At 32.0% G+C, this 14,078-nt stretch carries 11 protein-coding genes; 9 read left to right on the top strand and 2 right to left on the bottom strand.

Annotation, left to right across the window (positions count from 1 at the left end):
• Positions 1-30 precede the first annotated feature (30 nt).
• From BM120_RS06400 to BM120_RS06365, 8 genes are all read left to right on the top strand, one after another.
• Positions 31-870 (top strand): MurR/RpiR family transcriptional regulator, encoded by an 840-nt coding sequence (locus BM120_RS06400; RefSeq protein WP_091994227.1) that lies wholly within the window; start codon positions 31-33, stop codon positions 868-870.
• A 57-nt stretch (positions 871-927) separates the two neighbouring features.
• Positions 928-2,088: an N-acetylglucosamine-6-phosphate deacetylase gene (gene nagA, locus BM120_RS06395; protein ID WP_091994226.1), complete on the top strand. Its 1,161-nt coding sequence runs from the start codon at positions 928-930 to the stop codon at positions 2,086-2,088.
• Positions 2,089-2,451: 363 nt separating this feature from the next.
• Positions 2,452-3,156 (top strand): phosphoribosylaminoimidazolesuccinocarboxamide synthase, encoded by a 705-nt coding sequence (gene purC, locus BM120_RS06390; RefSeq protein ID WP_091994224.1) that lies wholly within the window; start codon positions 2,452-2,454, stop codon positions 3,154-3,156.
• An 11-nt stretch (positions 3,157-3,167) separates the two neighbouring features.
• Positions 3,168-4,586, top strand: a complete 1,419-nt coding sequence (gene purF / locus BM120_RS06385; protein ID WP_091994223.1) for an amidophosphoribosyltransferase — start codon at positions 3,168-3,170, stop codon at positions 4,584-4,586.
• 282 nt (positions 4,587-4,868) lie between these two features.
• Positions 4,869-7,091, top strand: coding sequence for a DNA topoisomerase (locus tag BM120_RS06380; protein WP_091994222.1), 2,223 nt, complete (start codon positions 4,869-4,871; stop codon positions 7,089-7,091).
• Positions 7,092-7,961 carry a tRNA 2-thiocytidine biosynthesis TtcA family protein gene (locus BM120_RS06375; RefSeq protein WP_091994221.1) on the top strand — a complete coding sequence of 290 codons (870 nt, stop codon included), beginning with the start codon at positions 7,092-7,094 and terminating at the stop codon, positions 7,959-7,961.
• 3 nt (positions 7,962-7,964) lie between these two features.
• Positions 7,965-8,504: a 3'-5' exonuclease gene (locus BM120_RS06370; protein ID WP_091994220.1), complete on the top strand. Its 540-nt coding sequence runs from the start codon at positions 7,965-7,967 to the stop codon at positions 8,502-8,504.
• An 18-nt stretch (positions 8,505-8,522) separates the two neighbouring features.
• Positions 8,523-9,752, top strand: coding sequence for a transglycosylase domain-containing protein (locus tag BM120_RS06365; RefSeq protein ID WP_242941572.1), 1,230 nt, complete (start codon positions 8,523-8,525; stop codon positions 9,750-9,752).
• Positions 9,753-9,985: 233 nt separating this feature from the next.
• Here the strand turns inward: BM120_RS06365 and BM120_RS06360 are convergent, their stop codons facing one another.
• Positions 9,986-10,855 (bottom strand): class A sortase, encoded by an 870-nt coding sequence (locus BM120_RS06360; RefSeq protein WP_091994218.1) that lies wholly within the window; start codon positions 10,853-10,855, stop codon positions 9,986-9,988.
• Positions 10,856-10,996: 141 nt separating this feature from the next.
• Positions 10,997-12,121, bottom strand: a complete 1,125-nt coding sequence (locus tag BM120_RS06355) for a PTS sugar transporter subunit IIC (RefSeq protein WP_091994216.1) — start codon at positions 12,119-12,121, stop codon at positions 10,997-10,999.
• A 269-nt stretch (positions 12,122-12,390) separates the two neighbouring features.
• Between BM120_RS06355 and BM120_RS06350 the strand changes: the two genes are divergently transcribed.
• Positions 12,391-14,034: a M3 family oligoendopeptidase gene (locus BM120_RS06350; RefSeq protein ID WP_091994215.1), complete on the top strand. Its 1,644-nt coding sequence runs from the start codon at positions 12,391-12,393 to the stop codon at positions 14,032-14,034.
• Positions 14,035-14,078 lie beyond the last annotated feature (44 nt).

The following is a 14,078-nucleotide window of genomic DNA, read 5'->3' as shown; positions in this document are numbered from 1 at the left end:
AAAGATATAGTAGTGTTAAGGAGGAAAATCATGGGATATTATGTTAAATCTGTGGTTGCAATAATCGAGTCAAATTATGAAAAGTTTACTACAGTTGAGAAAAATATAGCAGATTTTTTCATTCACAATGACAAGAAGCAAGATTTTTCAGGCAAAAAGCTGGCTAATAAGCTATTTGTGTCTGAGGCATCTCTTTCAAGATTTGCTCAAAAGTGTGGCTTTAGAGGATATAGAGAGTTTATATATCAATATAGTGAAGGCTTTGTGGAAAAGCAAGAGGATATGGCGGACAATGTAAGTCAGGTTTTAAGTACTTATCAAGAGCTACTTAATAAAGCATATAGTTTGGTAGATGAAAATCAATTAAAAAGAGTAATCAACTATTTAATTAGTTCAGAAAAAGTATTCGTATGTGGAAAAGGCTCATCAGGACTGGCTGCAAGTGAAATGGAGCTTAGATTCATGAGAATAGGTGTTGATATCGACTCGATAACAGATTCGGATCAAATGAAGATGAGAGCAGTATTTCAGAATGAAAAAAATCTGGTATTTGGTGTAAGTATAAGTGGTGAAACGGAAGAGGTACTATATTTCTTAAAAGAAGCTCACAAGAAAAAAGCAAATACTGTTTTGATTACATCACAGATAAGAGATTTCTATGGCGAGTTCTGCTCAGAGGTTATATTGGTGCCATCTCTTAGACATTTGAATCACGGAAATGTCATATCACCACAATTTCCAATTTCAATAATGGTTGACATACTTTATTCTCATTTTGTACAGAGAGACAAGAACAACAGGGCTAAGATGCATGGAGATACAATTAGAGCATTGAGTTATGGATTTGAAAAAGAAAATGACAATCAATAATCTTGTGCTTAGTCTACATTTACGATTTTTGTTAGAATTTATTTTTTGGAGGTTATTATGATATTAAAAGCCAAATATATAGTATTGAAGGATAGAATGCTGGAGGATTCAGCAATATTGATAGAAGATAAAAGGATAAAAAGGATATTAATAAATGATGAAATTGATGGAAATAATTTAATAGATAGAAGAGATATAATAGATTATAAGGATTCCATCATATGTCCTGGATTTGTAGACACTCATGTTCACGGATTTTGTGGTCATGATTTTATGGATAAGTCGGAAGAAGGATTCAGATCAATATGTAAGGATATTTTAAGAGCAGGAGTTACTTCCATTCTGGCTACGACTCTTACTGCAGCAGAGGAAGATATTATAGAAGTTGTAGATATTGTAAAGAAAAACAAGGATACCTATAGTGCAAAAATACAGGGTATTTTCCTTGAGGGACCATTTTTTACCGAAAAATATAAGGGAGCTCAAAATCCAAAATATTTTTTGAAGCCAGAAATTGAAAAATTAATAAAATGGCAAAATATCTCTGGCGGCTTGATAAAAAAAATTGGATTAGCTCCAGAGCTTGAAGGAAGTGTAAATTTTGCTAAAAAGGCTAGAGAAATGGGTATATACGTAGCACTTGGTCACAGTGCTGCAAGCTATGAAGAAGCAAGAAATGTGGTTGATGCTGGAGCCAATATATTTGTTCATACGTATAATGGAATGAGTGGCTTACATCACAGAAATCCTGGTATGGTAGGAGCTGCTATGACATTGAGAAATGTTTTTGCAGAATTAATTTGCGATGGACATCATGTACATCCAGCTGCTGTAGATGTATTGGTAAGAGCTAGAGGATATAAAAGTGTTGCTTTGATCAGTGATTGTATGATGGCAGGTGGAATGTCAGTCGGCAAATACAAGCTTGGAGACTTTGATGTTGAGTTAGACGGAGAAACCGTTAGACTAGAAAATGGAAATTTGGCAGGATCTGTTTTGAAAATGATAGATGCTGTAAGAAATCTTGTAAAATGGGGAATTGCCAGTCCATTTGAGGCGATACAAATGGCTACTCAGGTACCAGCAAGGTCTGTTGGAATAGATAGTGTATGCGGAATTATCGAGGAAGGAAGAAATGCAGATATATTGGTATTAGATAAAAAATTCTCGATAATAGATGTTTATTTGGATGGGCAGAAGGTTGAGTTAAATAGCTAAAATTTTCCTAGGAAAATATAGTTCGATATAGCTATATAAAAATATAAAATAAACGAACAAAACATCCGTTTAGCGAGGATATTTGTTCGTGAAAAAGAGATAAAAACATGATTCCTATTTGATATTTATGATAATTTTCCAAAAAAATCGGAAAAAACTAAAAAAATACGAATTTACTATTGCAAAAAAACACAAATACGAATAAAATATACTTAGATAATAAAAATATACGTCATATTTTATTAATTATGTTTTGTACAGTATTATTGATGATATAATATTGTTGTTTATATGATAATTTGGTGATAAACACGAATGATTGAATAGTATTTAAATATTTTTTATGTATAAGGAGTGATTTTAATGCAAAAATTGGAACAGCTTTATGAAGGCAAGGCAAAGAAGGTTTTTAGGACAGATAACGAAGACTACCTAATTGTGTCCTATAAGGATGATGCTACAGCCTTTAATGGCTTGAAAAAAGGAACAATCGTAGGCAAAGGAGAAATCAACAACCTGATGTCAAATAGGTTATTCGCTTATTTGGAGGAAAATGGAGTAAAAACTCACTTTGTCAAAACGATAGATTCTAGAAATACTGTTGTAAAATCTGTTGAAATAGTGCCTTTAGAGGTGATTGTTAGAAATGTCGCTGCAGGAAGCTTTTCAAAGAGATTGGGTGTTGAAGAAGGAACTATATTTGACGAGCCTACAACAGAATTTTCATATAAAAATGATGAGCTGGGAGATCCTCTTATCAATGATTCATTCGCCATTGCATTAAAGCTTGCTACAAGGGAAGAAATTGATCAGATTAGAGAAATGGCTTTAAAGGTCAATGAATTATTGAAAGTATACTTCTTGAAGGCAAATATTAAATTGATAGATTTTAAGCTTGAGTTCGGGCGATTCCATGGTGAAATAATTCTTGCAGATGAAATATCACCAGATACTTGTAGATTATGGGATAAGGATACAAACGAAAAATTAGACAAAGATAGATTTAGAAGAGATTTGGGAAATGCTGAGGGCGCATATTCTGAAGTTAGAAATCGCCTAGGTTTTTAAGGATAGATGCTATGGGAGAAGAAGTAATGACTGGATTAGGAGAAGAGTGTGGCGTTTTCGGTGCTTATGACATAGATGGAGAAGACGTTGCCTCATATATTTATTACGGACTTTTTGCACTTCAACATAGAGGTCAGGAAAGCTGTGGTATATCAGTTAGGAATACATTCGGCGAAAAAGATGATGTGAGATTTCATAAGGATTTGGGGCTAGTAAACGAAGTATTTAATAAGGATATTATCAATTCGCTAAATGGTAATTTGGGTGTAGGTCACGTTAGATATTCAACAGCTGGTGGCTGGGGAAGAGAAAACTCTCAGCCTTTTGTTATTCACTACATAAAGGGTATTTTATCAATGGCACACAATGGAAATTTGACAAATACATCTGAATTAAAAAATGAATTGGCTACAACAGGTGCAATATTCCAGACTAAAACCGATTCAGAGGTAATTGCATACTTGATAGCAAGGGAAAGGCTACATACACTTTCGATTGAGGATGCAGTGAAAAGTGCTGCAAAAAAATTAAAAGGTGCGTTTTCACTTGTGGTAGGAAGTCCATCAAAATTGATAGGTGCAAGAGATCCATTTGGATTTAGACCGTTGTGCATAGGTAGGAAGGATAATACGTTTTTCTTGAGCTCTGAATCTGCTGCACTTGATACAATAGGAGCGGAGTTTATTAGAGATGTAGAGCCAGGAGAGATAGTTACAATTGCTGATGGTGAAATAATGTCAGATAGATTTTCAGAAAGGCTTGAAGCTGCAAGATGTATATTCGAGTATATTTATTTCGCAAGAACCGATAGCTTTATAGATGGTGTAAGTGTTTACAAGTCTAGGGTAGAGGCAGGCGGAATATTGGCAAAGAAATTTCCAGTAGAAGCAGATTTGGTTGTAGGTGTACCAGAATCAGGATTGGCTTCGGCGGTCGGATACTCTCAGGAATCAGGTATACCATATGGAATGGCGTTTTATAAGAACAGCTATGTTGGTAGAACCTTTATAAAACCAAAACAAAACGAGAGAACATCTGGTGTTCAAGTAAAATTGAATGTGATAAGAGATGTTGTAAAAGGAAAAAGAGTCATAATGGTAGATGATTCAATAGTTAGAGGAACTACCATTAGAAATATTGTAAAGATGCTAAAAGATGCAGGTGCACTTGAAGTTCATGTAAGGGTAAGTTCACCACCATTTAAATTTCCATGCTATTATGGAACAGATGTTCCTAGTAGAGAAAATCTGGTCGCAGTAAACAATTCATTAGAAGAAATTAGAGAGAGTATAAATGCAGACTCACTTGGTTTTTTAGAGATTGATGATTTACCAAAGCTATGTCCAGGGTTGTCGTTCTGTGATGCTTGCTTTACAGGAAATCACAAGGGTGGTATTCCAAAGGAAACAGAGGATTTTACTTGCTGTTAAAAAAATGGATAAATTATTTTAATATTTGAGTTGACTTGAAGGTTGACCATATAAGAGGTATCACACATTCACAATTTTGAGAGAATGTGTGATACTTTTTGTATATTTATTTTTTCGTCCATTATTCCATATGTTACTTCATACATTATTTCAATCTATTACTTTTAACGTGTTCTTTTGATATTTATAAAAGCTTTGTTTTATGGTATAATATTATGATAGTTATTGAATGATTCTCAATAATACACTTATATGAATTTAATTTTAGAATGGATGAGCAAAATGATATTGATATTGGCTGAAAAACCGTCTGTTGCAAAGACTATTGCATCTTTCTTAAAGGCAAATTCAAGGAAAGATGGTTATTATGAGGGAAATGGATATATAGTTACATATGCAGTTGGTCACTTGGTATCGCTTTATGATATGAAGGATTACGATAAAGAAAAATATTCGGGCTCTTGGAAAATGGAAAATTATCCATTTATTCCATCAAATAAATTTGGGTTTAAGATAGATGACGATAAGAAAAAACAATTTAATATTATTGATAATTTAATAAAAAGAGATGATGTCGAGTATATTATCAATGCTACCGACAACGATAGAGAGGGTGAATTAATTTCATTCCTGATATTTATGATGTCTAAAAATCAAAAACCAGTTAAACGTATTTTGGTCAATGAATGGACCCCCGAAGACATAACTAGAGGCTTATCGAATTTGAAGGATGATTCTGAAATGAGAAATCTGCAAGCGGCTGGATACACAAGACTTATTACCGACTGGCTAATAGGAATTAATTTTACCTGTGCAGCTACTCTAAAATATGGAAATGGAAAAATGTTAAATATCGGGAGAGTTATACTTCCAACTGTGAAGCTAGTTTATGACAGAGATATGGAAATAAGAAATTTTATTCCAAAGATATATTATGAAATAGAGGGAAAATTCAAGAGTAAAAACGGAGAATATACTGGAAAATATCAAAAAGGGAAGAACAGCAAATTTGATACAAAGGAAGAGGCAAGTCTAATTGTTGACAAGATTTATTCAAATGAAGCCATTATTAAAGACAAAAAGGTAACAAATTCGAAGGAGTATGCTCCAAAATTATTTTCATTGACTTCATTGCAGGGATATATAACCTCTAAGTACTCCAGATTTACTTCTGATAAGGTACTTGGTGTGTGTCAAAATTTATATGAAGGAAAAGGCAGTGGTGGATTTATCACATATCCGAGGACTGATTCAGTTTTTTTGGAAGAAAGTCTGGCAGATAAAGTAAAATCGACACTTGAAACGATTAAAAAAGGTCATCCTGCTGAAAAAAACATAAATTTTTCAAAGACAAAAAGGGTATTCGATTCATCAAAGGTTGAGAGCCATAGTGCTATTATTCCAACCTACATTATTCCAAAAAATTTGAATGAGGATGAGTGGATAGTATATAATGCTATAAAGGATAGGTTTCTGGCAAATTTTATGCCTCCAGCTGAGTATGAAAACACCGAAATAATAACTAATATTGACGAATATAGTTTTATTTCTAAGGGGAAGGTTTTGAAGGTAAGGGGATATCTTGAGATTTATGAAAAGGATTCAAAGGGGAGCCTGCTTCCATACGTAGAAAAAGGTGAAAGTGTAGATGTATTGGGAATTAGCCCAATTGAGAAAAACACCACACCACCAAAGCCATATACGGAGGACACTTTGTTAAAGGCTATGAAAAACTGTGGGAAAAATGCTTCAGAGGATGATACGACAGTCCTTTCTGGATATTCAATTGGAACATCGGCAACAAGAGCAGATGTATTGAAAAAAATTTCTCAGGTTGGATATGTTAAGAAAAAGGGGAAAAATTACTCTATTACTGATTTGGGTATTAATCTAGTTGAAATATTTCCAGTAAAAAACTTATTTGATGTTGACTTTACCGGAAAATTGGAAAAGAATTTATTTGATATACAAAAAGGCGAGTTTAGCAGAAAGGACTATCTAAATAATATTTGCAAATTTATCTATGACAATGTTAATAATATAAAGATGGGACCAAATAAAAATATAAATACAGAAAAAATTGTATATAACCCAAAAACAAAAAAATTCGTCAAGGAAAGTCAACTGAAAAATACAAAAATAGAAAGCAAGCTGAAAAGTACAGATAAGGAAAGTAAATCGAAAAAAAGTGATAGTAGTGTTGACGATCAGACTGGCTTTGAAATTATTTCAAAATGTCCGGAATGTGGTGGAGATATTATAGAATCAAAAAAGGCTTTTGCTTGCAAAAACTATATTAATTGTGGTTTTACTGTTTGGAAAAACAATTCAATTTTGAAAAAATACAGTAAAAAACCAACAAAAACTATGATTAAAGCATTTTCTAAAGGGAAAAGTGCATCGTTGAAGGGTCTAAAAGACGAAAATGACAGAAAATTTGATGCTACTGTAACATACTTTATTAATGCTGATAAAAAATTGGAATTAAAAATACAGGAGAAATAGATGTCAGATAATAATTTGGCGGGTACTGGGTGTAAGGCTTTAGTTCCCGAGGAAGATAAAAAGGATTTAAAGGATATAGAAAAAAGTATTACCAAGAGATACAGGAAAAGAATATGGTCCAAATTTATAAAAGCAATCAAGACATATAGACTCGTGGAAGAAGGGGATAAAATAGCTGTTGCAATTTCTGGTGGAAAAGATAGTCTTTTGATGGCGAAGCTATTTCAGGAATTGAAACGCCATTCTCCTGTAAGCTTTGATGTTGTATATTTGGCGATGGATCCAGGCTACCATTCTAGCATCAGAAAGCTACTTTTGGAGAATTGTGAATATCTAGATATCGATTTGGAAATATTTGATTCTCAGATTTTTGAAGTTGCTGATAGAATAGCAAGTGACTATCCTTGTTATATGTGTGCCAGAATGAGAAGAGGGGCATTATATGGTAAAGCAGAGGAGCTGGGCTGCAATAAATTGGCGCTGGGACATCACTTTGATGATGTAATAGAGACTACAATGCTTAATTTACTATGTGCTGGTAATTTTAAAACGATGCTGCCAAAGCTTAAATCGACAAACTTTGAAGGCATTGAGCTTATCAGACCACTATACTATATAAGAGAAGAGGATATAATTAGATGGATTTCATTTAGCGGAATATGGCCTCTAAACTGCGCATGTATGGTTGCAGCAAAGAAAACTGGAAATAAAAGATATGAGATTAAGGATTTAATAAAAAATTTATCGAATGATTTTCTAAACGTTGAAAAATCAATTTTTAAAGCTGCCGAAAATGTAAATATCGATTCAATATTGGGATGGCAGATTGATGGGAAGAAGCATAGTTTTATGGAAAAATGGGAGGATTAACTGATGGATTCTTTGCTGAGAAAAGACGAATTTGTGGTTGTAGATCTTGAAACTACTGGTCTTAGTCCATATAAGGGGCATGAAATTATTGAGATAGGTGTAACAGAAATAAAAAAAAATAAAATTGCTTTAAATTATTCAAGGCTGATAAAGCCGAATTCAATAATACCTACAGCTATTACAGATATTACAAATATTACAAATGAGATGGTTGAAAGTGAATTAAAAATAGATGAAGTATTACCTAAATTTAGGGATTATATTGGTGATAGGGTATTGATTGCACACAATGCCAAATTCGATTTATCATTTTTGAATTTTTATTTGCAAAAATATGGTTTGATGCCGATAGACAACTATGTTTGCACTTTGGAAATGTTAAAAATATTAAAATCGAGGAAAATATATACTGGCAATAACAATAAGCTGGCAACTGCTTGTGAGTTTTATGATATTAATCTGGTAAATGCACATAGAGCAGATGCGGATACCTTGGCGACTGCAAAGTTATTTTTAAAGATTAGGGAACAGTTACTAAAATAAATTGAGGGGGACGATTTTATGTCTGATGTTTTCGATAGCAATAATAATACGAATAACAGAAATAGGAATGACAATAGCATAGGTGGACGAAGCAGAAATAGACTTGAAGAGGAAATCTATGATGACATAAAAACATATAAGCTAAAAAGAGCATCTTTTGAAAATAGAAAAGACACTCTTAATTTTTCGGTGGAAGATAAGAAAAACGATTCAGCTATGAGATACTACGATATCAGTAAAAGTAATCAACGTAGCGACTCCAGATCGATGAGAACAAAATCGGAAAGCAAAAATTCTAAAATTAGAATAAAAAAGCAACAGACAAGTGGGTCTAATACATTAACCTTTGAAAATGAAAAAAAATCTAGGAATTTTCCTGGCAGTGAAAGATTTACATATAAAAAAGATAATTCTTATATCGAAAGAGAGAGAGAAAGAGAAAATCGACGAAATAATTGGAGACAAAAAAGAATTGTCGAAGTTGATGATTTTGATGAGGATGAAGAATATTACGAAGATGAATACGATGTGAGATCGTGGAGATTTCGTCTTTTAAAAAAGATAATTGCATTTCTTCTTATTATAATGGTTGTTGGTGGAAGTGCCAGTTTTATTTATGTTAAGAGTATAATAAATGATATGCCGGTATTGACGAAGAAAATGGTGCTAGAAAGCTATATAAATAAAGAGCCAGTACCACTATCAAAGATACCGAAAAATTTACAAAATGCCGTAATATCAATTGAAGATGAAAGATTCTATAGTCATAAAGGAATTGATTATAAATCATTGGTAAGATCTTTCATTAACAATCTTACAGGTAATATGACTCAGGGGGGAAGTACGATTGATATGCAGGTATCAAAAAATCTGTTGACGAGTAATGAAAAAACATTGAAAAGAAAAATACAAGATATGTATAATGCAATAGTGTTGAATAAAATCATGACTAAAAATGAAATTTTGGAGGCATATCTTAACAATATTTATCTTGGAAAATCGACTTATGGTGTTCAGGCTGGTGCAAAATTATATTTTGGGAAAAATGTAAATGAATTAAATTTTGGACAATCTACTATGTTGGCCGGTATTACGAACAATCCTAATTTATATCAAAACTACGAGCAGGCAAAGAAGAGACAGGCTATTGTTCTGTACAAGATGTACGAGCTTGGCTACATAAAAGAAAACGTATATAAAGCACAGCTGTATAGAGATACACCATTTAAATCAGAGATAGATAAATAAAATGTAAAACAAGCTATTATGTTGAAAGTTGCTTTAATATTAGCTTGTTTTTTTATTAAGCGAATAAAAAAATTAATTTTAATAAAATATAATAAATATTGACGAAAAATAAAAAGCGTTGTTGGAAATGAATTATTTTTAAAAAGTTCAAAACCATCAACGCTTTTTATTTAGAAGCTATAATCTGATAGATTTATTGTTTATGTAAATTTAACTGTTTACCTTATGACTCTCTAGTTCAGTCGGAATATAGATTTTGTTTCACTTGTATTGTCAGTAAAGGATGATTGCCCAATATAGCTCGCCTTCACAAGATACCTTTTGCTTCCATCATTATTACAGGTTATTAATGTTAGCTCTGTCTTATTATGAGTATCATTTATTACAAATATATCTGTAGGCTCAATTAGTTTAATATATTCAGTCTTATATTCATAAATTTTGCCAAAATCAGTAATATAGATACGATCGTTGGATTTTATTTTTGGTAATGGCGAAAACAAAATTTTTGGATAATCAGGATAGTTATGAGCTGCCAATGTGTAATTTCCTTGACCCATATTTTGGTTGGATTTTAGTGTTCCGGCACCATAAGACAGATAGTGATTGTCAAGACCTTTAAAAATCGGCAATAGCAAATCTATATTCGGTATGGAGATAGCTCCAATTGCAGATGAATAATCAACCTTACCTTTTGCAGCTCTTACCATATCAAGGTTTAGTGATTGAACTTTTTCAAAATTTATGGATTCATTAGAACTATTTTTTTCGTTATCTGTATTACTAGAGTTGCTTTCCTTTGAAGCTGATGCTACTGTAGTATTATTTTCCTTTGAAGCTTTTCCGTTATTAGAATTTGAAGCTGCTGCAGAATTGTCAGAGATTGAGGTAGTATTATTGCTGACATTTTCAGTTTTTGTATCTTTTTTTAATTTTACAGACTTAGTTATTATTTTTATTTTATCAGAATCATTTTCCTTGAGATTTGTGTTGAGTAAATGTGTCTTTATTGGATTTATCGAAAAAAATACAATAGACGATATCAATAGAGCAATAGAAGCTTTATTTCTACCATCCAATTTTTTATTACTTTTTTTATTCATCAAATTTCCTCCTTAAATATTTATTAATTGATTAGCAGCATTTATTATACATAAAAAATCATGCTATTTTATTTATAGCAAAAATAGCATGATTTATTCATAACCGAGCTTAGAAAAAAATTAATTTATAAAAAATTCGCCTTATAAATCTAATTTGTAATCTCCATATCTTATGATACCTTTACTTCTCATAAATCTTGATATGATTAATGAGATTATTGCTGGCAAAACAAAATGAAATATAATTATTTCAAAGAAAAGCATGGTATTGTCTGAATATGAGGACATTGTCTGCCATGTCATAAGCTGTCCAACTAAACCGGATGTTCCCATACCACCACCAGCAGGATTATTTTCCAGCTTCAGAAGTACTGTAGATATTGGTCCCAATATCGCACTAGCAATAATTGGAGGAATCCAAATAATTGGCTTACGCATAATATTTGGAATCTGTAGCATTGATGTGCCTAAACCTTGTGCTAAAAGTCCGTTCCATCCGTTTTCTTTAAAGCTAATTACAGCAAATCCAACCATTTGACAACAACAACCGATTGTTGCTGCTCCAGATGCAATTCCAGAAAGTCCGAGTATTATGGATAATGCTGCTGAACTTATTGGTAGTGTCAAAACTATACCCATAACTACTGATACTATTATTCCCATTAAAAAAGGCTGTAGTTCAGTGGAAATCATAATAAAATGACCCAATGCAGTCATAGCATTCATAAGAATTGGTCCAATCGTAAATGCAACAATTGATGAGACCATAATAGTTACAAAAGGAGTGACAATAATATCAATTTTTGTTTTTCCAGAAGCTAGTCTTCCTATTTCGGCTCCAATAACGACAGAGATAAAGGCGCCAAGTGGATCACCTGCACCAGAAATAACAAACTGACCTGCTTCGCTTAGTAGTTTTCCTGAATTAAAAGCAGCACCAAATGCACCAATCATGCCACTTACTCCTGAGGCAAGTATTACCAACTTCGGAGATTCAAGTGAATGGGCGACACCTATGCCTATTACAGCTCCAGTCAAGGACATTGCCACCGTAGCAATAGTGATCATAAAGGTCGATATTGGCCCACTTATGCTTATTCCTATCTGCTTAATAATAAGTCCAATAATCAATGTACAAAATAGTCCTAAAGCCATTCCATTTAACGCCTGAATAAAGTATCTATGGAAAAGCTTTTTTAGAGTAGGTAATTTGGATTTTTTTGTGATTATTTTATATTCGATATCATTTTTTTCAATATTTTTCATTTTTTCCCCCTAATAAATTGAGATATTATCATAAAACCTGACATAAGAAAATAATAATTTTATATATGTTTTTACAAGTGTCATGACATATATATTATAAATCTTTTATGATAAATAATCAAGCATGAAAATTAAATATGATATAATAGAATCGTATAGGCGAGATGATTTAGAGCTAAAGCAGTAAATTAGGCTATATAATTATATTATATTTTATGCTAATGGTAGGCTAAATATTAAATACAAAGTAGTATTTTTAGGAGGATGAGATGAAATTTTCTGATATTAAATATGAAAGAGTGTCTTATGAGGATGTGAACTTTCAGTTTTTAGGATTAATAGAAAAAATAAGGCAGAGCGATGATTTTACAGAAATACTAAAATTTATAAATGAGCTTAATCGAATTAGAAATCATGTAGAGACTATGAAAGAATATGCCTCTATAAGGTATTCAATAGATACTACAGATGAGTTATTTTGTGAAGAAAATAATTATTGGGATGAATATGATCCCTATTTTAAAAAACTCGATAACATATTTTACAAAGCATTACTTGAAAAAAATATTGAAAAGGAGCTAGTTGCTGAATTTGGAAAGCAATTTTATTCTATTATTGAGTTAAAAGCAAAATCTTTTTCAGAGTCAATTGTCGATCTCTTGCAAATAGAAAACTTGCTGATGAGCGAATATACAAAATTGTTATCTTCTGCTAAGATTGAATTTGATGGGCGAGTGTGTAATCTTTCTGATCTGGCACCATATATAGGCTCGTCGGATAGAGAAGTAAGAGTGAGAGCAATCAAGCTTCACACAGAATTTTTTGAAAAAAACGAAGAAAGCTTCGACCTAATTTTCGATAAATTAGTTAAAATTAGGCATGAAATGGCAAATAAGCTGGGATATGATAATTTTATTGAGCTTGGTTATATGAGAATGCTGAGAACTGATTACTCTACGAAAAATATAGAAGGCTTGAGAAAATTCGTGACCGAAAAATATGTTCCTTTGGCAAACGAAATATATTTAGAGCAGGCAAAAAGAATAAACTCTGAAAAATTCGATTATTATGATGAAGGGGTTCATTTTTCTGATGGAAATGCAAAATTAATTGGGGATGGTAAATATATAATTTCAATGGGTGCAAAAATGTATAGTGAGCTTTCTCCTGAGGCAAGTGAATTTTATACATATTTGGTAAATAATGAATTATTCGATGTCAAGCCTAGACCAAATAAGGCTATGGGTGGATATTGTACTCTTTTACCAGAATTTAAGGACCCATTTATTTTTGGAAACTTCAATGGGACTGTTGATGATATTGATGTTTTGACACATGAAGTAGGACACGCATTACAAATGTACTTATCTAGAGATATTGATATGCCTGAAATTGCATTTCCAACACTAGATAGCTGTGAAATACATTCTATGAGTATGGAATTTTTTACTTACCCATGGATGAATTTATTTTTTGGTGAAGATGAAGAAAAATATAAAAAATACCATTACGATTCCGCATTGAAATTCATACCATATGGAACATTGGTGGATCATTTTCAGCATATAATATATGAAAATCCAAGCTTGAGTCCTAGTGAAAGAAAAAGTATTTGGAGAGAATTGGAAAAAAAATATTTGCCACATAGAGACTATTCTGATCTGGCATTTTTGAAAAATGGTGGATATTGGTATAGGCAGGGACATATTTTTAAAGATCCATTTTATTATATAGATTATGTATTGGCACAGCTTTGTGCTTTGCAATTCTATGAGCTGTCAAAGCTTGATTATGATAATGCATGGAAAAAATACATTAATATTTGTAAAGTAGGAGGAAAATATTCCTTTCTAGATATTGTTAAAATAGCAGGATTAGAAAATCCACTAAATTATGAAAATAATTTTAAATAAGATATAATTTTAAATAAAAATGGCTAAGCTTCAGCAATTTAATT

Source organism: Peptostreptococcus sp. D1 (assembly GCF_900112955.1).
Taxonomy (GTDB): domain Bacteria; phylum Bacillota; class Clostridia; order Peptostreptococcales; family Peptostreptococcaceae; genus Peptostreptococcus.
Note: the sequence above shows the minus strand (reverse complement) of the source record. Positions and strands in the feature narration are given on the sequence as shown.